Source organism: Streptomyces sp. AC550_RSS872, assembly GCF_019049285.1.
In the GTDB taxonomy this organism is placed as follows: Bacteria; Actinomycetota; Actinomycetes; order Streptomycetales; family Streptomycetaceae; genus Streptomyces.
Genome location: NZ_JAGMUL010000208.1, coordinates 157,932 through 179,834, shown reverse-complemented (window position 1 = coordinate 179,834; position 21,903 = coordinate 157,932). Strand labels below are relative to the sequence as shown.

General features: G+C 70.9%; 17 protein-coding genes. 2 read left to right on the top strand and 15 right to left on the bottom strand.

The window, feature by feature from the left end; genetic code table 11:
* Window positions 1-20: 20 nt before the first annotated feature.
* From KUM44_RS44350 to KUM44_RS44335, 4 genes are all read right to left on the bottom strand, one after another.
* Complete coding sequence (locus KUM44_RS44350) at window positions 21-1,217, bottom strand: cytochrome P450 (RefSeq protein WP_217215488.1); 1,197 nt, start codon at window positions 1,215-1,217, stop codon at window positions 21-23.
* A gap of 352 nt (window positions 1,218-1,569) precedes the next feature.
* A complete protein-coding gene (locus tag KUM44_RS44345; protein WP_308402863.1) occupies window positions 1,570-4,344 on the bottom strand; it encodes an AAA family ATPase in 2,775 nt (924 codons plus the stop codon).
* A 104-nt stretch (window positions 4,345-4,448) separates the two neighbouring features.
* Entirely contained in the window at window positions 4,449-7,229 is a 2,781-nt protein-coding gene (locus KUM44_RS44340) for a LuxR family transcriptional regulator (protein WP_217215485.1), read from the bottom strand.
* A 344-nt stretch (window positions 7,230-7,573) separates the two neighbouring features.
* Window positions 7,574-8,335, bottom strand: coding sequence for a thioesterase II family protein (locus KUM44_RS44335; protein ID WP_217215483.1), 762 nt, complete (start codon window positions 8,333-8,335; stop codon window positions 7,574-7,576).
* A 384-nt stretch (window positions 8,336-8,719) separates the two neighbouring features.
* On the opposite strand from KUM44_RS44335, the gene KUM44_RS44330 reads away from it, so the two are divergent.
* Both KUM44_RS44330 and KUM44_RS44325 read left to right on the top strand, forming a co-directional pair.
* Entirely contained in the window at window positions 8,720-9,601 is an 882-nt protein-coding gene (locus KUM44_RS44330) for a metallophosphoesterase (protein ID WP_254390987.1), read from the top strand.
* A gap of 31 nt (window positions 9,602-9,632) precedes the next feature.
* Window positions 9,633-10,760 (top strand): methylmalonyl-CoA mutase family protein, encoded by a 1,128-nt coding sequence (locus tag KUM44_RS44325; RefSeq protein WP_217215482.1) that lies wholly within the window; start codon window positions 9,633-9,635, stop codon window positions 10,758-10,760.
* A 28-nt stretch (window positions 10,761-10,788) separates the two neighbouring features.
* Here the strand turns inward: KUM44_RS44325 and KUM44_RS44320 are convergent, their stop codons facing one another.
* The 11 genes from KUM44_RS44320 to rho all read right to left on the bottom strand — a co-directional run bounded on the left by KUM44_RS44320 (window position 10,789) and on the right by rho (window position 21,879).
* Window positions 10,789-12,156: an MraY family glycosyltransferase gene (locus KUM44_RS44320; RefSeq protein ID WP_217215480.1), complete on the bottom strand. Its 1,368-nt coding sequence runs from the start codon at window positions 12,154-12,156 to the stop codon at window positions 10,789-10,791.
* A 140-nt stretch (window positions 12,157-12,296) separates the two neighbouring features.
* Window positions 12,297-13,535, bottom strand: a complete 1,239-nt coding sequence (glyA, locus tag KUM44_RS44315) for a serine hydroxymethyltransferase (protein ID WP_217215478.1) — start codon at window positions 13,533-13,535, stop codon at window positions 12,297-12,299.
* 76 nt (window positions 13,536-13,611) lie between these two features.
* Window positions 13,612-14,292, bottom strand: coding sequence for a protein-tyrosine-phosphatase (locus KUM44_RS44310; protein ID WP_217215477.1), 681 nt, complete (start codon window positions 14,290-14,292; stop codon window positions 13,612-13,614).
* On the bottom strand, window positions 14,289-14,936 hold the full coding sequence (locus KUM44_RS44305; RefSeq protein WP_062717691.1) for an L-threonylcarbamoyladenylate synthase: 648 nt from the start codon (window positions 14,934-14,936) through the stop codon (window positions 14,289-14,291). Before KUM44_RS44305 ends, KUM44_RS44310 begins: the two co-directional genes overlap by 4 nt.
* Before the next feature lie 52 nt (window positions 14,937-14,988).
* Window positions 14,989-15,828 (bottom strand): peptide chain release factor N(5)-glutamine methyltransferase, encoded by an 840-nt coding sequence (gene prmC / locus KUM44_RS44300; RefSeq protein WP_217215518.1) that lies wholly within the window; start codon window positions 15,826-15,828, stop codon window positions 14,989-14,991.
* A gap of 95 nt (window positions 15,829-15,923) precedes the next feature.
* Complete coding sequence (gene prfA, locus KUM44_RS44295; protein ID WP_217215475.1) at window positions 15,924-17,000, bottom strand: peptide chain release factor 1; 1,077 nt, start codon at window positions 16,998-17,000, stop codon at window positions 15,924-15,926.
* A 109-nt stretch (window positions 17,001-17,109) separates the two neighbouring features.
* Window positions 17,110-17,334 (bottom strand): 50S ribosomal protein L31, encoded by a 225-nt coding sequence (gene rpmE, locus KUM44_RS44290; protein WP_018571447.1) that lies wholly within the window; start codon window positions 17,332-17,334, stop codon window positions 17,110-17,112.
* A gap of 136 nt (window positions 17,335-17,470) precedes the next feature.
* Window positions 17,471-18,607, bottom strand: a complete 1,137-nt coding sequence (locus KUM44_RS44285) for an LCP family protein (protein WP_217215473.1) — start codon at window positions 18,605-18,607, stop codon at window positions 17,471-17,473.
* A gap of 206 nt (window positions 18,608-18,813) precedes the next feature.
* Window positions 18,814-19,101 (bottom strand): hypothetical protein, encoded by a 288-nt coding sequence (locus KUM44_RS46600; protein ID WP_308402861.1) that lies wholly within the window; start codon window positions 19,099-19,101, stop codon window positions 18,814-18,816.
* 216 nt (window positions 19,102-19,317) lie between these two features.
* Entirely contained in the window at window positions 19,318-19,455 is a 138-nt protein-coding gene (locus KUM44_RS47450) for a hypothetical protein (RefSeq protein ID WP_308402864.1), read from the bottom strand.
* Window positions 19,456-19,866: 411 nt separating this feature from the next.
* Entirely contained in the window at window positions 19,867-21,879 is a 2,013-nt protein-coding gene (gene rho, locus KUM44_RS44275; protein WP_217215471.1) for a transcription termination factor Rho, read from the bottom strand.
* Between the last annotated feature and the right edge of the window lie 24 nt (window positions 21,880-21,903).

Below are 21,903 nucleotides of genomic sequence, written 5' to 3'. Positions count from 1 at the left end.
CGGCGGCGTGCTTTACCCGTTCACCAGGTGACCGGCAGTTCCTCCACGCCGTAGAACCCCAGGGCGTCGCGGAAGCGCAGTTCCTCAATGGGGACGGTCAGCCGCAGCTCCGGCAGCCTGCGCAGCAGCGTCTCCAGGGCGATCTGGAGTTCGGCGCGGGCCAGTGTCTGCCCCACGCACTGGTGGATGCCGTAGCCGAAGCTCAGATGGGTGCGGGCGCCGCGTTGCAGGTCGAGTTCGTGGCCGCCGGGGAAGACCGTCTCGTCCCGGTTGGCGATGGAGAGCATGCACAGCACGCCCTCGCCGGCCTTGATCAGCTGTCCGCCGATCTCGACGTCCTCCAGGGCCACGCGTGCGAGGCCGTTCTGCACGACCGTGAGGTAGCGCAGCAGTTCCTCGACGGCACCCTTGACCAGGGACGAATCCGCACGCAGCAGCGCCAGTTGCTCGGGGTGCTGCAGCAGGGAGAGGGTGGACAGGGCCAGCATGCTGGACGTCGTCTCAAGTCCGCCGAGCAGCAACAGCAGTGCGGTGCCGGCCACGTCCTCGGTGGCCAGTTCGCCCTTGGTCAGCAGGGTGCTGATGAGCGCCTCGTCCGGGTGCCGCTGCTTCTCGGCCGTGAGCTTGTTCATGTACTCGGTGAGCTCGACGCGGGCCTTCATCATCGCCTCGGGGCCGGCCTGGAAGTCCAGCATCACGCCGCTGCGATCCTTGAAGAACTCGTGGTCCTCGAAGGGAACGCCGAGCAGGAGGCAGATGACCGCGGCCGGCACGGGCAACGTGAACCGGGACACCAGGTCCACCGGGCCGCCGTCGGCGATCATCCCGTCCAGGATGCCGTCGACCATGCTCTGGATCTGCGGGCGCAGCGCCTCGACCCGCTTTCCCTTGAACTCCGCGGTCAGCATGCGGCGGCGCCGGATGTGTTCCTGGTCGTCGACCTCCGGGGCCGACTTGCGGGACTCTCCGACCATCTTGCGCAGTTCCTCGGTCATGAGCGGAAAGTTGGGCAGCATCGCGTCCGCGCTGAACCGCCGGTCGCTCAGCACCGCGTGGACCTCCGCGTGCCGGGTGACCATCCAGCACTCGCCGCCGGTCAGGGTCGCGGCCTTCACGACCGGGCCCTCCTCGGCTGCCTGCCGGTACGACTTCGGCACGTCGAAGGGACAACCGGTCTCACGGGGGGTCGGCACGGTCACGGTGGGTGTGGAGGTCATGGTGGGGGTCTCCTCTTGTCGGTCTACTGCGGGTCGCCTGCGAAGGAGCGTCAGGGACCGGGGAATCGAAGGAAGATCGGGGGGCGCGGCGCCGCTCGGGCGGGGGGTTCCCGAGCGTTCCGGTGTCCGGCCCCGGCGGCGGCCGGGCGGTTGCGCGACAGCCGGGACGGGGCGACCGCTGCGGTGGCCGGCAGCGCGCCCCGAGCGGGCGGCCGCGGTCGTTCCTGGGCCGACTGCCGCCTGCCACGCCTGGAGATCACAGGGGCCGCGCCGCCTCACGACTGTCCGGTCGCCCCACCCCTAGCCTCAACCACTACCCGGCCCCTCACTGCCGGCGCCGAGGACGGCTACCTCAGGCGGACGCCCCGGCCGCAAGGTTCGTCCCGGCGAGCAGGTCACCCAGGTCCGTCCTGTTGCGTACGCCGAGCTTGCGGTAGGCGCGGGTGAGGTGTTGCTCGACGGTGCTCTTGGTGATGAACAGCTTGCGGCCGATCTCGCGGTTGGAGTGGCCGAGGGCGGCCAGCGCGATGACCCGCCGTTCGGCGGCCGTGAGGCTCTCCGAGCCCTGGTCCTCGCCGCTGAGGCTGTCGGGCTCGACGGTGTTCTCGGGCCCTTCGTCCTTGAAGAGCTTGCGGAACAACTGGTGCCCGCCGCAGGAGTCGGCGACGTTCCTGGCGTGGCGTGCGGTCATCCGTGCCTTCGCGGGTGCGCCCACCTCGTGGAGAACCTGGCAGCGGTCGGCCAGGGAGCGGAGGAGCTCCACCGGGTCCGAGGCGTTCTCCAGCAGGGTGACCGACTCCCGCAACAGGGCGGGCCGTTGCCCGAGTTCGCTGGTGGCCGCGAGCACCCGCAGGGAGACGCCCCGGGCTCGCGGGGTGGATCCCCCGGGCCGTGCCAGCTGCTCCCGCACCAGGGTGCGGGCCTGGCCGGGGTTGCCGAGGGCGAGGTGCGCCTGCGCCGCCGAGGTGCGCCACGGGAGGAACGTGGGGACGTCCATGCTCCACTGCTTCGCCAGGTCTCCGCAGGTCAGGAAGTCGTCCAGGGCGGCGGCCGGACGGTCGACGGCGAGATGGTAGTGGCCGCGGGCGTGGGTGTAGAGCAGTCCGTGCCGGGTCTGGAACATGCCTTCGGGCACGTCCTGGTTCAGCCAGGCCCCGGCCGACCCGCTCATGCCGGACGCCGTGGCGGCCCGCACCAGCGCGGCCAGCGGGGAGCCGATCGCCACGCCCCAGCCGGATCGCGAGATGGCCGACAGGGCGCCGCGCGCATGCTGTTCCGCGGTGTGCAGGGCGCCCTGCCGCAGGGCGATCTCGGCCCGGACGCCGGAGAGAATCGCCACCGACGTGCCCGTCGAGCGGTCACCGGCCTGGTTCAGCAGCGTGTCGCACCAGAACACCGCCCGGTCGGGACGGTCTGCGTAGAGCAGGGCGAGGAGCGCCGCCTCCAGGTCCTCGACTGCGGCCTCGCCGTACCGGCAGCCGCGCAGGATCTCCTCCGCCATGCCGCTGGTGTACTCGCCGGGCCCCTCGACGAGGACCTGGCCGAGCACTTCGGCGGCGTACGAGGCGGGGCTCACCTGGCGGGGCTGCGCGGCGCGCGGGGCCCCGACGTCCGGGGCGTCCGCGTCCAGCGGCGGGCAGGAGTGCCGCAGCCAGTGCCGTACGGCGAGGAGTTCGGCCGTCGCCCCGGGCGCGTCCGGTCGTGCCCGCTCGGTGAGCGCGCGCAGACACTCCGCGGCCTGCGGGAACCGGTCCTGCCAGGCGAGATGCTTGACGATCCAGGCGGCGTCGGCGCTGCGCAGGCTGCCCTGTTCGAGGGCTCCGACGAGTTCGTCGAGCCACGGGCTGACCAGGCGGGGGTCGATCTCCCAGCCGATGCGCACCCGGGCCATGACGACGGCGGCATGTTCGTGTTCGGTGGTGGCGTTCTGTCCGGCCAGCCGGAGGCAGTCGAGGCTGAACTCCGTCTCCCCGTCCCGCATGGCCTTGTCCGCGGCGTCGAGCAGGATGCTCCCGGCCCACGGTTCGGCCACGGGGGCGGCCAGCAGCTGGCGGGCCACGGCGGTCGCGGGCGCGCCGTCGACGCGCAGCAGTCCGGCCGCGCGCCGCCGCAGTTCGGCTCGGCTCTCGACGTCGACGTGTTCCAGCAGGGCCCGGCCGACGACGGCACTGCGCAGGATTCCGCCGTCCAGAAGTCCGGCCGTGTCGAGGGCGGTCATGACCCGGGCGACGGCGTCGGCGCCGCGGTCGGCCAGACAGGCGACCAGGGCGGGAGTGGCCGATTCCCCCAGTACGGCGAATCCGCAGGCGACGTCGAACAGGACGGGGTCGTCGCGGTAGGCCCAGGCGAGGGACGCCTTGGCGAACGCCGCGCCCGTGGCGGGCAGGCCGATCGTGGCCTCCTGGTCCCGCCGGTGCGCGTCCCGGTGGTCGGTGAGCAGGGCCTGCACGAGGAGGGGGTTGCCGCCGCTGACGGCGTGGAAGTCCGCGGCCAGCCGCGTCGCCTCGGTCTCGTCCACATGCGGTGCGACGACGTGGGCGACCCCGGCCCGGGAGAGCGGCAGCAGACCGAGCCGCCGGCACTGGGGCTGGCGCAGGAGTTCGGCCTGGAAGGAGGGGGGCAGGGAGTCCGGTCCGGTGGGCTCGGTGAGCACGATCATCACCGGGGCGGTCCGCAGCCGCCGTACGAGGTGGAGCAGGAACCGCAGTGAGGGCGCGTCGGCGAACTGGGCGTCGTCGACGCCGATCACCACCGGCTGCTGCCGCAGCTCCCGGCACAGGGTGTCGAAGAGCGCCTCCACGTCCGGGTCGTGGCCGGCGTCGCGCCGCCCGATCGCGCGGGCGAGCCGCAGTCCGGCGCTCAGGCCGCCGTCAGGGGGGAACAGCTGACCGACGATGCCGTACTCGACGCCCTTCTCGGCGGACGAGGCCGTGGCGGCGCACACTCGGGCACCGGATTCGGCGGCCTTGCGCAGGAACGCGTCGAGCAGTGCGGTTCTGCCGACTCCGGGCCCCGCGTTGAGGATGAGGACACTCCCTTTGCCCTGCCCCATCTGCGCCAGCGCATCCATGAGCGCCGCCATTTCCGCATCGCGCTCGACAAGTATCGAATGACCGCCGGAGCCCACCCGTTCCACGTTTTCTCCCCGCCTTCGTTCAGAACCTTCTCCGAATTTATGCGGCGGACCCCAGTACTCCAACCCCTATATTTCAGCACCCCCCTATCGGTTCGTCAGACTTTGACGCCGCCCCACGCTTCCGACATCAATTCGTCACGCCCATTTATTTTAAGTTTTCTGTATACACGTGTCAGATGCTGCTCCACCGTGCTCATGGTGATGTGCAGCCGTCCGGAGATCTCCCGGTTGGTGTGTCCGCGGGCGGCCAGCGCCGCCACCCGGCGCTCGGACTCGCTGAGGCGTTCCCACCGGACACGCCGCTCGGGTTCGTTCGCGACGGGCCGTTCCACCGCGGTCCCGACGGCGTCGGGGGATCCGATCCGGTCCCGGGGAGGCGGCACCCCGCAGCCCTTGGCCAGTTGCCGGGCCTGGCGCAGCGCCGACACCGCCTGCCGGGTCTGCCCGGACTCCCGGTAGGCGTCGGACAGGTCGAACAGGGCGCGGGAGAGCTCCAGCGGGTCGGCGGCCCGGTTCAGCTCCACCACGGCCCGCTTGAGCAGGGTGAGCCGGGCACCGGGCTCCGAGGCCAGGCCCTCGACGCGCAGGGAGATGCCGCGGATGCGCGGTGCGGAGTGCTGCGCCATGGCCAGCTGCTCGGCGGCCAGCCGCTGCGCCTGCTCGCGCTCCCCCAGCCGCAGCAGCACCTCCGCCTTGTCCGTGCGCCAGGGCAGCAGCGAGGGCCAGTCCGTGCCCCACTGCCCCGCGACGCGGCCGACCTCCTGGAAGTCCCACAGTGCCGAGTCGTACTGCCGGGTGGCCAGGTAGTACAGCCCGCGGGCCCGCAGATAGAACAGCCAGTGGACGGAGTCCGGCAGGGACTCCGACACCGGGCGGCTCAGCGAGCGGGCCGCCTCCTCGTGGTTCCCCCGCGCGATCTGGACCGTCACCAGGCGTGCGATCACCGCCGCCTCCAGGGCCGGCCGGTGGCGCTCGGGCAGCAGCCCCAGACAGTGGCGGGCGGCGCGCTCGGCCTCGGCCAGGTCGCCCGCGTGCAGGGCGGCTTCGGCGCGGACGGCGGCGAAGACGGCTTCCCAGCCGGGTGCGTTCCGTGTCACCGCCTCCCGCAGGAACGTGTCGCACCAGTGCAGGGCACGCTCCACCGCGCCGAGGCCGACCAGGGTCCAGATCGCCTCGACGACGGGGTCGAAGGTGGTGTCGGTCAGCTGGGTGATCGCCAGGACCCCTTCCGCCCCCGCGATGTGCTGGGACCGCCGACCGGTGTGCTCGCCTCCGAACCCGGCGAAGAGGGCGTTCCCCCCAGGGCCGGCGGGCGGGCGGCCGGGCCGGGCCGCCCGGGTCCCGGCTCCCCAGAACCTGCGGCGTATGAAGCCCTCACGGACCACGGCGGTGCGTCGGCGGGCCCGGGTCGCGTCGTCGGGGTCGGGCTCCGGCTGGCCCAGCAGGTCGCGCGCGCTCTCCAGCCGCCCGTGGGCCAGCAGCAGCTCGCCGAGGCCGCCCGCGTCCGCGGGGTCGAGCCGGCCCGCCCGCAGCGCCTGGAGGACGTCGCCGACATGGCGTTCGGCGTCGGTGACGCTGAAGCGACGGGTCACCGTGCCGAGCCTGATCTTGATCTCGGTGCGCCGCAGCGGGTCCTCGCAGGCGGTGTGCGCCAGTTCGAGATAGGCCACGGCACGGCACGCCTGGTCCTCGGAGAGCGCCTGCTCGGCGGCCTGCTGAAGGACACCGGCCGCCCAGGGGGCCTTGGTCCGCCCGGCCTTGTGGAGGTGTTCGGCCACCAGCTCGGCCGGAGCCCCGTCGGCGTGCAGCAGCTCCGCGGCACCCTGGTGCAGCCCCAGCCGGTGCGAGGGCTCCAGCGAGTCCAGGACCGCTTCCTCCGCCGCGGGGTGCTGGAAGGACGTGCCGGCCACGATGCCGACCCCTTGGAGGGCCTGGAGGTTCTCGGTGAGTTCGGCGGCGGAGATGTCCAGCAGCCGGGAGAGCCGTTCCTCGGTGCACGCGCCGCCGAGCACGGCCAGTCCGGCGGCGACGTCGCGCACCTTCTCACCGCTGCGGTCCAGGCAGGTCAGGACAGCCCTGCCGTACGCCTGGCCGACCCGGAGCGCCCGGCCCTGGCCGTCGACGCAGTCACCCGGCTCCAGCGGGGTGTCGTGCAGCAGCGCCCGCAGCAGCAAGGGGTTGCCGCCGCTGACCGCGAAACACTCCTCGGCCATGGCGGTGCCGACTCCCGCGTACCCCAGGTCGGCGAGGAAGCCGGCTATGTCGTCCGGGCCGAGCGTCGGCAGCCGGATCCGTTCGAGGTGGGGCTGCCTCAGCAGCTGCGCGCCGAAGGCCCCGTCCACCGGGCCCCCGACCAGCGGCTGCGTGAGGACGAGCAGTAACGGCACGTTGCAGCAGTGCCGGGCCAGATGGAGCAACTGACGCAAGGAGTCGGCGTCGCCGTGCTGGATGTCGTCGACCGCCACCACGAGGGGCTCCCGCCGTGCCAGTGCGCGCACCTCGACACAGAACGTGCGCATCAACTCGTACCAGGCGGCGTCGCGCCGTATCTCGCCCCCCTCCCCCGTGGAAATCCCGTGCACCGCGGCATCACCCCATGTGTGAAATCGCCGCACCAGCTGGTCGGGAAAGGAAGAACTATTGACGAGACCGCGGAGCACACTGAGAGGGGTACCTCTCTCCTCCGCGATCGCAGTGGTATGCAAAACCGTCAGGCCGAGCGACTCCACATGCTGCACGAGCCCTTCCAGAAGCTCGGTCTTTCCACAGCCTGCGGCCGCCTCGACCACCACCGTTCGCGCCATTCCGGCGGATCGGACGAATGAAAAGGCAGCTTCGAGTCGGTCTTTTTCTCGAACTCTCCCTATGAGGACCATAAAAGCCGAAACACCCCGTTATCAATCGGTCAGGAGCACCTGGCCAGGTGGTTCCGCAAAACCACTTCACAGACACCAAAAACCCACACAATCCAAACATCCGTACAACGGACGTGTCAACTTCGAAGGGGCTTCGGACAGGCATGGAAAGGAATCAGCCAACGCCAAGTCCGTGCAGGTCGGGGCGGATCAGACAGCCTGCCGCAAACTCGCGGCAGGGGAAAGTTAAATAAGGGTCACGTAAAAGTTGGATTAATTGTCGGCATGAAAAGGAACGGGGCTCAGGGCCCGAACGTCGGACCCTGTACGGAATTTCCCCATAGGGCCGGTCAGGCCCTCGTGTGCTACGACGTGACGGTCGACGTCACCCGGGCGATCGCCTCGATGACCCGGGGCGCCTGCTCATTGAGGTAGAAGTGCCCGCCGGGGTAGGTCTTGAGCTCGAAGTGGCCGGTCGTGTGATCCGCCCAGGCCCGCGCCTCGTCAAGGCTGACCCGGGGGTCGTCCTCCCCGTAGTGGACATGGATCGGCGCCGCGAGCCGCACCCCGTCGGTGTGGCGGTAGGTCTCCGCCGCCTTGTAGTCGCCGCGGATCGCCGGCAGCGCCATGCGCAGGATCTCCTCGTCGGCCAGCACCTCGGACCGCGTCCCGCTCAGCGCCTTCAGCTCGGCGATGATCTCGTCGTCGTTGCGGAGATGGACGTTCTCCTCGCGGTAGCGGGAGGGGGCCCGGCGGCCGGAGGCGAACAGCGCCAGCGGCACCGTTCCCGCCTTCTCCAGCCGCATGCCCACCTCGAACGCGAGGCTCGCTCCCATGCTGTGGCCGAACAGCACCAGCGGCTTGTCCGTCAACGGCAGCAGTTCGGCCGTCACGGCGTCGGCCAGCTCGGGAATGCTCTCGATGCACTTCTCCTGGCGGCGGTCCTGCCGCCCCGGATACTGCACGGCCACCACGTCGACCTCCGGCGCGAGCGCCTTGGAGACCGGAAAGAAGTACGGGGCGGATCCACCAGCGTGTGGGAGGCAGACGAGCCTGGTGGTCGCGGAGTCCGCCGGATGGAACCGGCGAATCCACAAGGTCTCGTCCACGCGGTTGGCACTCACCATAGAACCTTTCGTGCTACAGAGGGCCGTCGGGCTCTGCCCCCTGGGCCCTTTCGTCACATCCACCATGCTTGGCGACCCCTTACTCGCCCCACAACCCCTAATCCCGCGCACACCCCCCTAGTGCGCCGACCAGAAAATGCTGCCTGAGCTGGCCTTCTTCGACAGGAGGGGGTGTGGCGCGCCCCGGCCCGGCGGGTGGCCGGGCAAGCGCCGGGATCAGCGGCGTAGGCACAGTGTGAGCCTCCCCACTCCCGGGGGGATGCCCGCTCCACACACCGGCGGTCGGGGTGCGGATTAGGGGTTCCACCTCTCGGGGCGGTGGATCAGGCTGTGAGACACGATGCCGCCCCGGACCGGCGGCCCGGGGGCCTGGGGAGGGCAGAGTTGAGCCGGAATCGACACGCTGGCCGGCTTCTCGCCATCAGCGACGTCCATGTCCGCCACCAGGAGAACAGGGACCTCGTCGAGCGGCTCCGCCCGGACTCCGACGAGGACTGGCTGCTGGTCGCCGGGGACGTGGGCGAGACGGTGTCCGACATCACATGGGCGCTGTCCCTGCTGCGCGACCGGTTCGCCAAGGTCGTGTGGACCCCCGGCAACCATGAACTGTGGACCGCGCCGGGTGACCCCGATGACCTTCGCGGTGAGGCCAAGTACCGGTATCTGGTGGAACGCTGCCGCGCCCTGGGCGTCGTCACACCCGAGGACCCCTACCCCGTCTGGCACGGCCGGGGCGGCCCGCTGACCGTCGTCCCGCTCTTCCTCCTCTACGACTACAGCTTCCTGCCGCCGGCCGCCTGGTCCAAGAGCCACGCGCTGCACCTCGCCGACGAGGCCGGGGTGATCTGCACGGACGAGTTCCTGCTCGACCCGGATCCCTGGCCGAGCCGTGAGGCCTGGTGCCGGGCGCGGGTCACCGAGACCCGAGCCCGGCTCGACGCGCTCGTCGAGCAGGACGACACACCCACCGTCCTCGTCAACCACTTCCCCCTCGTCCGGGAACCCACCCGCGCCCTGCGCCACCCCGAGTTCGCCCTGTGGTGCGGCACCACGGCGACGGCGGACTGGCCCGTGCGCTACCGGGCGGCCGCGGTGGTCTACGGCCATCTGCACATCCCGCGGCTGATCCACTGGCAGGGCGTGCCCCACCACGAGGCGTCCCTCGGCTATCCGCGGGAGTGGCGACGATGGCCCCGGCGAAGGCCGCACTGGCCGGTCGATGTGCTGGGCCGGGTACCGGCGGGCATAGGCGGTGCGGACCAGTGACCGAGCGGACACTCCCGTCCGGCCCCGCCGCATGACCGTCTCCGGTACCGCGACCCAGGCCAACGCCACGTTCCGGCAGCTGTTCGCCGCCGGCACCAGGATCGTGCCGGTCGTCTTCGACCTGCCCACACGGGCCGGCCTCGACTCCGACGCGCCCCAGGCACGGGGGCTGGTCGGCCGCTGCGGGGTCTCCGTCGACTCCATTGACGACATGCGCGTGCTCTTCAGCGGGCTCCCCCTGGACCGGATACGTCCCACGCTGGCGGCCGGCGCCGCGGCGGCTCCCCTTCTGCTGCTGTACCAGCTCGTCGCGGAGGAGCAGGGGATGACGCCCCGCCGGCTGGCCGGGGCGGTCCGCAACGACGCCTTCCGCAGCTTCCTCGCGGGCGGACTCGGCGGACTCCCGCTGCGCCACCTGCTGCGGCTGGCCACGGACGTCGTCGCGTACGGCACGGCCGAGCTGCCCCGCTGGCAGTGTCTGTCGGTGTGCGGCCACCAGTTGGCGGGGCCCGGCGCGGATCCGGCGCTGGAGGTCGCCTTCGCCGTCGCCTGTGGCATGGAGTACCTGCGCGCTGCCGCCGCGGTGCCCGGCCTGGACCCGAGCCTGGTCGTGCCCCGGCTGACCCTCTGCCTCGCCCAGGGCGCCACCGGCGCCGAGAACCGGGCGAAGCTGCGCGCGGTACGCCGGGTGTGGACGCTGGCGGCAGACGCGGCCGTACCCCGCCTCTACGTCCAGCAGCCGCGGGGCGGCACGCCCGCTCCCCCGGATCGGCGGCGTACTCGCACGGCGGACATCTCGACCGAGGCACTCGCCCTGCTGGAGCGGCTGCGGGGCATGGGCGGCGTACTCCCGGTCGTCGAGCACGGCCTGGGCGACACGCAGCTCGGCCGACGCTTCGAGCACCGCCCGCCACCCCGGCCACACCTGGCCTCCGCCGCCCTGCGCGCCCGCCAGACCGAACAACTGGCCAAGCTGCGCGCCTGGCGCGTCGAGACATCGGTCACTGAGGCCCTGCTACGCCTCCGCAAGGCCGCACACAGCGACGACAACGTTCTCCACCCCATGAAGGACGCCCTGTCCGTCAGAGCCACCGTGGGCGAGGTCACCACGGTCCTCCGCACAGCCTGGGGCCCACACCCCCAGGACCCCCTCCACTGACGCCCTCCACTGACCCCCGCCCGACCGGCTAAGCCCGCTCCCGCTCATGCGTCCGCACCCGCGTCGAGCGGTCGGACAGTGCGGTGGCGCCATTCAGCTTGCGGTGGACGCCCGGCTCGCGGGGTACCACCATCCCGGCGGTCCCTTCGGCCGAGGAGAGTACGGGCTCCCCGGAGGCCATCGGGAGCCGGTCACGAGCGGGCCCGGAACCGACCGTGGCCGCCGCCGGGCTTCGCCGGTAGCGCGGCGGTACGAAGCGCTCGGCCCAGCGCGGGGCGCGGGGCGTGAAGCGGGGGAGCAGCAGCAGGGCCAGGCCGATGGCGCTGAGGAAGACCACGCCCAGGACGATCCACATCGACGCCGAGTTCACGGAGTAGGCGAGCGCGCCGAAGGCGATCAGGGCCGACCAGAAGTACATGATCAGCACCGCGCGGCTGTGGGAGTGGCCGATCTCCAGGAGGCGGTGGTGGAGGTGGCCGCGGTCGGCGGCGAACGGCGACTGCCCCCGCCAGGTGCGGCGCACGATCGCCAGCACCAGGTCGGCCGCCGGGATCGCGATGATCGTCAACGGCAGCAGCAGAGGAATGTAGACCGGCACCGTCTGGTGCACAGCCGCCTTCTCCGACCCCGCGAACAGCTTCAGCGCGTCCGGGTCGACCTGTCCGGTGATCGAGATCGCGCCCGCCGCGAGGACCAGGCCGATCAGCATCGAGCCGGAGTCGCCCATGAAGATCCGCGCGGGGTGCATGTTGTGCGGCAGGAAGCCCAGGCACATGCCCATCAGGATCGCCGAGAACAGGGTGGCCGGCGCGGCGGCCTCGATGCCGTACGACACCCAGACGCGGTAGGCGTAGAGGAAGAACGCGGCCGAGGCGATGCACACCATGCCCGCCGCGAGGCCGTCCAGGCCGTCGACGAAGTTGACCGCGTTGATGGTGATGACGACCAGGGCGACCGTCAGCAGGGTGCCCTGCCACTGGGTCAGGGCGACCGAGCCGAAGCCGGGGATGGGCAGCCACAGGATCGTCAGACCCTGCATGACCATGACGCCCGCGGCGATCATCTGGCCGCCCAGCTTGATCAGGGCGTCGATCTCGAACTTGTCGTCCAGGACGCCGATCAGCCAGATGAGCGCCGCTCCGGAGAGCAGCGCCCGCGGTTCGTTGGACTTCTCGAAGACGGCACTGAGGTTCGTGAGGTGGTCGGCGACCAGCAGACCCGCGCACAGCCCGAAGAACATCGCGATACCGCCGAGCCGCGGAGTGGGTTCCCGGTGCACGTCACGTGCCCGGATCTCCGGCATCGCCCCGGCCACGATCGCGAATTTGCGTACCGGCCCTGTCAGCAGATACGTCACCGCGGCCGTGATGCAGAGCGTCAGCAGGTATTCACGCACAGGCTTCCCCACAGGTCTCGCTGGCCATCTCAGCCCCACACACTAGCGATGGACGCGTACGCGACGCATATGTGCAGGGACTTCCGGGTAGCGACGATGGTTGCACGTGTGGCTGTGTACGAAGGCGCAGGTACCCCTCCTCAGCCCGGATAGGGCGGAAATCCACCGGCCAGCTCCCGCACTTCTTCACGTACCTTCTGGCTTTCGGTCTCCCCCTTGAGCACCCGGGCCATCGTAGCGGCGAGCCACACCATCTCCTTCTCCCCCATGCCCTGGGTGGTCACGGCCGCCGTACCGAGGCGCAGGCCACGGACGTCGCCGTGCGGCAGCGCACAGCAGTCGAGGACGATCCCGGCCGCCGCGAGCCGTCCGCGCGCCGCACGGCCGTCGACGCCAAGGGGCGCCGGGTCGGCGGTGATGAGGTGGGTGTCGGTGCCGCCCGTGGTGACGACGAGGCCCTCCGCCGCCAGCCCGGCCGCGAGCACCCTCGCGTTGGCGACCACCTGATGGGCGTACACCGCGAACGCCGGCGTCGCCGCCTCCCCGAACGCGACGGCCTTTGCGGCGATGGTGTGCATCTGGGCGCCGCCCTGGGTGAAGGGGAACACGGCACGGTCGACGCGCTCGGCGAGATCCGCGCCGCACAGGAGCATGCCGCCGCGCGGGCCGCGCAGCACCTTGTGCGTGGTGGCGCACACCACATCGGCGTACGGCACCGGACTGGGCGCCGCTCCCCCGGCGACGAGCCCCATCGGGTGGGCGGCGTCGGCGATGAGATACGCGCCCACCTCGTCGGCGATGTCACGGAAGAAGGCGTAGTCGATGTGCCGGGGGTAGGCGATGGACCCGCAGACGATCGCCTTGGGCCGGTGCGCCAGGGCCAGGGTGCGCACCTGGTCGTGGTCGATGAGCCCGGTCTCGGCGTCCACCCCGTAGCCGACGAAGTCGAACCAGCGGCCGGAGAAGTTGGCGGGCGAGCCATGCGTGAGGTGTCCGCCGTACGGCAGCCCGAGCGCGAGGACGGTGTCACCGGGCCGCAGCAAGGCTGCGTACGCGGCGAGCACCGCGGAGGAGCCCGAATGGGACTGGACGTTGGCGTGCTCGGCCCCGAACAGCGCCTTGGCCCGCTCGACGGCGAGCCGCTCGGCGACGTCGACCATCTCGCACCCGCCGTGGTACCGGCTCCCCGGATAGCCCTCGGCGTACTTGTTGGCCAGCGGCGATCCGAGCGCCGCAAGGACGGCCGGCGACGTGTAGTTCTCGGCGGCGATCAGCTGAAGCGTCGTCGACTGCCGCTCCAGCTCCCCGAGCAGGATGTCGGCGAGCTGAGGGTCCTGCCGGCGCAGGACATCGGCCTCGAGGGTATGGGTGACCGACATGATGGGCTCCGGGGGCGTGCGTCGGCGATGACGTACGTCCAATGTAGGCCCGGGGCGCCAGGGACGCCCTGTGTTGTTACGTCCTCGCGGGGACACCCGTCAGCGCCGTCACCACCGGATCCAGCGCCTGATGTATCTCGTCCCCCACCGACCGGAAGAACCCGAGCGGCGCCCCATACGGGTCATACACCTCGTCCGCCTCAGCCGTCGGCGCCAGAAGCCACCCGCGTAGAGCCGCCGCCGCCCGGACCAGGGCACGTGCGCGCTGGACGACGCCGTCCTCCAGGGGAGGGAGCGTCGTGGGGTCTATCGCGCGGACCAGGCGGGTGAACTCCTTCAGGGTGAAGGTGCGCAGGCCCGCCGAATGGCCCATGGAGATGACCTGGGCGCGGTGGTCGCGGGTGGCCGTGAGGACGAGGTCGGCCATGATGACGTGCTCGTCGAGGAGCTCCCGGCCGGTGAAGCCGGAGGCGTCCGCGCCGAAGTCGGCGAGGACGGTCTCCGCGTTGGATTCCATGGGCGCGCCCTCGTGGCCCCAGGTGCCCGCGCTCTCCACGATCAGCCCGCCGCCCAGCACTCCGAGGCGCTGCGCCACGAAATGACGGGTCAGCCGCTCGGTGATCGGCGAGCGGCACACGTTTCCGGTGCTGACGTGGAGGATGCGGAAGCTGTCGCGCGGGAGTCCCACGAAGGTCGTCGTGATCTCCGCCGCGCTTTCCCCGTTGCCTATGCCACGCCCCACATCAGGGGCTGTCAATTGGCCACCTCGAGGTCGGGTACGACCTTCCGCAGCTCGTCCGCGGAGATCGCGCCCGCGCGCAGGAGGAGGGGCACCTCGCCCGTGACGTCGACGATCGACGACGGGACGTTGCCGGGGGTCGGGCCGCCGTCCAGGTAGACGGAGACCGAGTCGCCGAGCATCTCCTGCGCGGCGTCACAGTCCTCGGGGGCCGGGTGACCCGTGAGGTTGGCCGAGGAGACCGCCATGGGTCCGACCTCCGTCAGCAGCTCGATGGCGACGGGGTGCAGCGGCATCCGCACCGCGACCGTGCCGCGCGTGTCCCCCAGGTCCCACTGCAACGACGGCTGGTGCTTGGCGACCAGCGTCAGCGCGCCCGGCCAGAACGCGTCGACCAGTTCCCAGGCCAGCTCGGAGAAGTCGGTGACGAGACCGTGGAGCGTGTTCGGGGAGCCGATCAGCACAGGGGTGGGCATGTTACGGCCCCGCCCCTTGGCCTCCAGCAGGTCACCGACGGCCTCCTTGGTGAACGCGTCGGCGCCGATGCCGTACACCGTGTCGGTCGGGAGGACCACGAGTTCGCCCCGGCGGACGGCGGACGCGGCCTCACGCAGACCCGTCGTGCGGTCGGTCGCGTCGTTGGTGTCGTATCGCCGTGCCATGTCTAGCGGGCCTCCTCGTACACGTACTGCGGGATCGAAGTCGCGGCGGTGGTCACGGCAGTGCCTTGCGGGCCGTCGCGAACCGGGGGCGGTTGTTGAGGTCCGGGTGGTCGGCCGCGTCGGCCCAGCCCCGCTCCTCGGTGAAGATCCACGGCACCTGGCCGCCCTGGGTGTCGGCGTGCTCGATGACGACGACGCCGCCGGGGCGCAGGAGCCGGTGTGCGGTCCGTTCCAGACCGCGGATGAGATCGAGGCCGTCCTCGCCGGAGAACAGGGCGAGCTCAGGATCGTAGTCCCGCGCCTCGGGAGCGACGTACTCCCATTCGGTGAGCGGGATGTAGGGCGGGTTGGAGATGACCAGGTCGACCTGGCCGTCCAGGTCGGGGAACGCGTCCAGGGCGTTGCCCTGACGGAGCTCGACCCTGGACCCCTCCACGTTCTTGCGGGTCCAGTGCAGCGCGTCCTCGGACAGCTCCACGGCGTGCACGCGCGAGCGCGGCACCTCCTGGGCGAGGGCGAGCGCGATGGCGCCGGAGCCGGTGCACAGGTCGACGATGCACGGCTCCACGACGTCCATCGCGCGCACGGCGTCTATGGCCCAGCCGACCACCGACTCCGTCTCGGGGCGGGGCACGAACACCCCGGGCCCGACTTGGAGTTCGAGATAGCGGAAGTAGGCCCGCCCGGTGATGTGCTGGAGCGGCTCGCGCTGCTCACGCCGGGCGATGACCTCCCAGTAGCGGGCGTCGAAGTCCGCGTCCTTCACGGAGTGCAGCTCGCCCCGCTTCACGCCGTGCACGAACGCGGCGAGCTCCTCCGCGTCGTTGCGCGGCGAGGGCACGCCGGCGTCGGCCAGCCGCTGGGTGGCCTGGGCCACCTCCGCGAGCAGCACGCTGCGGGGGCTCGGGGTTCGCCCCCCGATGAATTGCTGCACGCAAGTCCTCCGTGTCGTACTCGTACGTGCGTACGTCCCTTACGTCTACGTCCTTACGCGGCCGCCAGCTTGGCCGCCGAGTCCGCGTCGACGCACGCCTGGATCACCGCGTCGAGGTCGCCGTCCAGGACCTGGTCCAGGTTGTAGGCCTTGAAGCCGACCCGGTGGTCCGAGATGCGATTCTCCGGGAAGTTGTAGGTACGGATCTTCTCGGAGCGGTCGACGGTGCGGACCTGGCTGCGGCGGGCGTCGGCGGCTTCCCGCTCCGCCTCCTCCTGGGCCGCCGCGAGCAGCCTGGAGCGCAGGATACGCAGTGCCTGCTCCTTGTTCTGTAGCTGGCTCTTCTCGTTCTGGCAGGAAGCGACGACTCCGGTCGGAATGTGCGTGATGCGCACGGCGGAGTCGGTGGTGTTGACGGACTGCCCGCCCGGGCCGGACGACCGGTACACGTCGATGCGGAGGTCGTTCGGGTTGATCTCGACGTCGACCTCCTCGGCCTCGGGGGTGACGAGGACACCCGCGGCCGACGTGTGGATACGGCCCTGGGACTCGGTCGCCGGGACACGCTGCACGCGGTGCACGCCGCCCTCGTACTTCATCCGGGCCCAGACGCCCTGGCCGGGCTCGGTGGCACCCTGGCCGCCCTTGGTCTTCACCGCGACCTGGACGTCCTTGTAGCCGCCCAGCTCGGATTCGGTGGCGTCGATGATCTCGGTCTTCCAGCCGACCCGCTCCGCGTACCGCAGATACATCCGCAGCAGGTCACCGGCGAACAGCGCCGACTCGTCGCCGCCCGCGCCCGCCTTGATCTCGAGGATGACGTCCTTGTCGTCGCTGGGGTCGCGCGGGACGAGAAGAAGCCGCAGCTTCTCCGTCAGCTCCTCGCGCGTCCGCTCCAGCTCCTTGACCTCGGCCGCGAAGTCCGGGTCGTCGGCGGCGAGTTCCTTCGCCGTCTCGATGTCGTCGCCGGTCTGCTTCCAGGAGCGGTACGTGGCGACGATCGGGGTGAGCTCGGCGTAGCGCTTGTTGAGCTTGCGCGCGTTGGCCTGGTCGGCGTGGACCGACGGGTCGGCGAGCTTCGTCTCCAGGTCGGCGTGCTCAACGACCAGGTCCTCGACGGCCTCGAACATCTTGGGCTCCTGAACTGCGTAAGAAAGAAGGGGGAAGGCGGGCGACCAAAAACGCCGGTCCCGGCGCGCCTGTGAGGGGCGCGGCCGTGGACCGGCGAATGGGAGCTCGCTACTTCTTGGAGCCGGCAGCAGCCTTGCCGAAGCGGGCCTCGAAGCGGGCCACACGGCCACCGGTGTCGAGGATCTTCTGCTTGCCCGTGTAGAACGGGTGGCACTCGGAGCAGACCTCGGCGCGGATGGTGCCGCTGTCGATCGTGCTACGGGTGGTGAACGACGCGCCACAGGTGCAGCTGACCTGCGTCTCGACGTACTCGGGGTGGATGTCGCGCTTCAAGGTGTCTCCTAGTTTCGGGAGGGCGCCGGGTCGCATCCGCGGGATGCGGGGGCGTGAACCGGAGCCGACGTACCAGTCTGCCAGGACTGGGGCCATCCCCCAAAACCGGGGGGACCCGTGATCTATTCCAGGAAGCTCACGAAGCGCTCACCACACCCTTGGCGTCGCCCTTGGCCGTGCCCTCCGTGGCCGACTTCGGGATCGGCTTGTCGTTCTTCAACGCCGTCCACACCTGCTTCGCCTTCGCCTCGGCCACGATCACCCGGTTCGGGTCGGCCGGGTCGTACTGGACCGGCATCGTGACCATGTTCATGTTCTTGGAGCTGATGCCCTTGAGGCCGCTCGCGAAGGACATGAGCTTGTTGACGGAGCCCAGGTCGGAGTCGGTGGTCACCGTCTTCGTGGCGGTGTTGGCCAGGTCGTAGAGCCTCTTTGGGTTGCCGAAGAGGTCGATGTCCTTGATCTGGTTGATCAGTGCCTTGACGAAGGCCTGCTGGAGCTGGATACGGCCGAGGTCGGAGCCGTCGCCGACGCCGTGCCGGGTGCGGACCAGCCCGAGGGCCTGCTTGCCGGTGAGCTGGTGGGTGCCGGCCTTGAGGTCGAGGTGGCTGTCGGGGTCGTTGATGTTCTTGGTGGTGGTCACCTCGACGCCGCCGAGCTCGTCGATGAGCTTCTGGAAGCCGGAGAAGTCGACCTCCAGGTAGTGGTCCATGCGGATGCCGGTGACGGACTCGACCGTCTTCACGGTGCAGGCGGCGCCACCCGTGGTGTACGCCTCGTTGAACATCACGCCGGACGCGGCGGCGTGCGTGTCTCCGCCCGCGTCGGTGCACTGGGGGCGGTCGATGAGGGTGTCCCGCGGGATGGAGACCACGCTGGCCTTCTTGTGGCCCTCGTAGACGTGCACGATCATCGCCGTGTCCGAGCGGGCGCTGCCGTCGTCGGTGCCGCCGCCGAGCTTCTTGTTGCTGCCGGAGCGGGTGTCCGAGCCGAGGACGAGGATGTTCTCGGAGCCGTTGTCGACCTTCTCCGGGCGTTCGGTGCCCAGGGCCTGGTCGATGTCGACGCTCTTGAGGTTGCCGTTGAGCTTGAAGTACAGGTACCCGGCGCCGGTGCCGCCCAGGATCACGATCCCGGCGGCCGTCCAGGCCATGATCAGCAGGCCCTTGCGCTTGTCGCGGGGCTTGCGTCGGCGGCCCTTGGCGCGGTGGCGGGGACCTGTGCTGCCGGTCTCGCCCGGTATGCCGGGCTCCGGCGTGCTCTCGGCGGACACTGTGCTCCTCGGTTCTCGTCCGGTCGGTTACCCCCTGCTTTCAGGGACAGGCGTGGCCATTTGGCCCGTACCACACCATCGTCGCCCCGTCCGGTCAGACGGGGAAACTCGGAGAAGGGTTGCACAACGGACCGTGCCCACCGCCGGGGAGCGATGGGCACGGTCCGTAGTCGGCGATCCCGGGCAGGCCGGTCTCACCTGCGGTTTCAGCCCAGGGTGTCGTACTGCTCGTAATCGGTGCCGACGGACTTCGGTGTGCTGAAGATCTCGCTCGTGGCCTTTCCGGTGCCCGGGTACAGAGAGAGCGTGCCGCCGGTGTCACGGGCCAGGAAGTCGGCCCAGCCTTCGCCGGTGCCGGACTTGCCGGTGCCCTTGAACAGGTAGATGCATCCGCCCGTCGCACTGCGCGCGGTCCGATCGGTCCTGCCGTCGCCGGTGAAGTCACCGTGGCCGCGCAGGGAGTTGTACCGGTTCCAGCCGGAGCCGACCTTCACTCGGTGCCGAAGGGGCCGTTGCCGCCCAGAGGATCGTGCCGGGAGAGCTACCCGTCGGGGTGCTTGCACCCCGAGGATCGCAGGAGAGGGGACCAGCCCCACCGAGGACTTCGCGCCAACCCACAGGGTCGTAGGACGCGGATCACCGAGCCTGTGTCTCCCGCCATCGGCGGACGTCCTGACTCTGTCGCCGCCGCTCTTGGGTGCCCGCGCAGGTCATGCCGGACGGGCGGGCAGCGTGGCCGTCTTCAGCGTGCCGGAGATGTCCTGGCCGGCGGAGCTGGTCCTGCCCCAGCCGTAGACCTTGGCGCTCGTGCCGGCGGCGTACGAGGCGGTGCCACGGGACGTCGTCATGCGGATCGGCGTCGCGTGGCACGACGGTGCCGACGACGGCACCCGCGACCCGCCGCCCCAGCTCGGCGAGCGAGGGCGAACTGGTCGCGGGCTTCACGGTGGGCGTGGGCAGCGCGGTCGCGGCCCCCGCGGACGAGGTCAGCAGCGCGGCGGCGACGGCCGCGGCGACACCGACGGCGGCAGCGGCAGCGGGCAGCGGGCAGCCCGAAACGCATCCGGCGGCTGTGCGGGGCGCGCGCATGCGCCCGTCCCTCTCAGCGCCAAAAGGCCGCCCCCCGTCACTGTTGTGACGAGGGGCGGCCTCAACGCCCCTCAGGGGCGCGGGGCTGTATTGAATGTGCGGCTCCGCCGCGCGGGCGCGATCCACCACGAACCACCCGCACTCGACTGGCAGCCCGCGACCCCGGGCTACTAGTCGCCGTTACCCGGCGTAGGCGTGGTCTTCTGAATCTGCATCAGGAACTCGGCGTTCGACTTCGTCTGCTTCATCTTGTCGAGGAGCAGCTCGACCGCCTGCTGCTGGTCGAGCGCGTGCAGCACCCGGCGCAGCTTCCAGACGATGGCGAGCTCGTCGGGGGCGAGCAGGATCTCTTCCTTACGGGTACCGGACGCGTCGACGTCCACCGCCGGGAAGATGCGCTTGTCGGCGAGCTTCCGGTCGAGCTTGAGCTCGGCGTTACCCGTGCCCTTGAACTCCTCGAAGATCACCTCGTCCATGCGGGACCCGGTGTCGACGAGAGCGGTGGCCAGGATGGTGAGCGAGCCACCGTCCTCGATGTTGCGCGCGGCACCGAAGAAGCGCTTCGGCGGGTACAGCGCGGTCGAGTCGACACCACCGGACAGGATGCGGCCGGAGGCGGGCGCGGCGAGGTTGTACGCACGGCCCAGACGCGTGATCGAGTCGAGCAGCACGACGACGTCGTGGCCCAGCTCCACCAGGCGCTTGGCGCGCTCGATGGCGAGCTCGGCGACCGTCGTGTGGTCCTCGGCCGGGCGGTCGAAGGTCGAGGAGATGACCTCGCCCTTGACCGACCGCTGCATGTCGGTGACCTCTTCCGGACGCTCGTCGACGAGGACGACCATCAGGTGGCACTCGGGGTTGTTGTGCGTGATCGCGTTGGCGATCGCCTGCATGATCATGGTCTTGCCGGTCTTCGGCGGGGCCACGATCAGACCGCGCTGGCCCTTACCGATCGGCGACACGAGGTCGATGATGCGGGTGGTCAGCACGCCCGGGTCGGTCTCCAGACGGAGCCGGTCCTGCGGGTACAGCGGGGTGAGCTTGTTGAACTCCGGGCGGCCGCGGCCGTGTTCGGGCGCCATGCCGTTGACGGAGTCGAGACGCACGAGCGCGTTGAACTTCTCGCGCCGCTCGCCTTCCTTGGGCTGACGGACCGCACCGGTGATGTGGTCGCCCTTGCGCAGGCCGTTCTTGCGGACCTGGGCGAGGGAGACGTACACGTCGTTCGGACCCGGCAGGTAGCCGGACGTACGGATGAAGGCGTAGTTGTCGAGGATGTCCAGGATGCCCGCGACAGGGATCAGGACGTCGTCCTCGGCGATCTGCGGCTCGGAGGCGATGTCGTCGCGGCCGCGACGGCCACGACGGTCGCGGTAACGCCCGCGACGGCCACGCCGGCCGCCCTCGAAGTCGTCGTCGTCCTGCGGGCCGTTGTCACGCTGACGGTCCTGACGGTCCTGACGGTCCTGACGGCCGCCGCCCTGCTGCTGGCCCTGCTGGCGGTCCTGACGGCCGCCGCCCTGCTGGTCGTCGCCCTTGCGACGGTCACCGCGGTCCCCGCGGTCACGGTCCCGGCCGCGCTCACGGCGGTCGCGGCGGCGGCCCTCCGCGCCCTCACCGGCGTCGCCCTGCTGGCCCTGCGGCTGCGCGGGCGTCTCGGCCTTCGGCTCGCTCTTCGCCTCGGCGGCGACCGTCTCGGGGGCGGCCGCGGGGGCACCGGCGTCGGCGGTGGCGCGGCGACGGCGGCGCTCGGCCGGGGCGTCGTCGCTGGCCGGCTGGCCGGGGATCTCGATCTGCTGCTGGGCCACGGCCTTCTCGGCGGGGGCCTCGGTGGCCTTCTCCGCCTTCTTCGCGGCGGCGGCCTCGTCACCCGTACGGGCGCGGGAGGTGGCGCGGCGCTTCGGCTTGGTCTCGGTGGCGGTCTCGGCCTTCGCCGGGGCGGCGCCTGAGCCGGCCTGCGCCTCCTTGATGACCTCGATCAGCTGGCTCTTGCGCATACGCGCCGTGCCCCTGATGCCGAGGCCGGATGCGACCTGCTGCAACTCGGCCAGCACCATGCCCTCGAGGCCGGTACCGCGGCGCCGCCGGGAGCCGGCACCGGTGGCAGGCGCGGAGGCGTCCGTGGCGGGCGCGGCAGCGGTCTCCTCGACACGTGCGCCCATCAGATCGGTGGTGTCGCTCACGAAGGGTCCTTCCCTGGAGCGGAC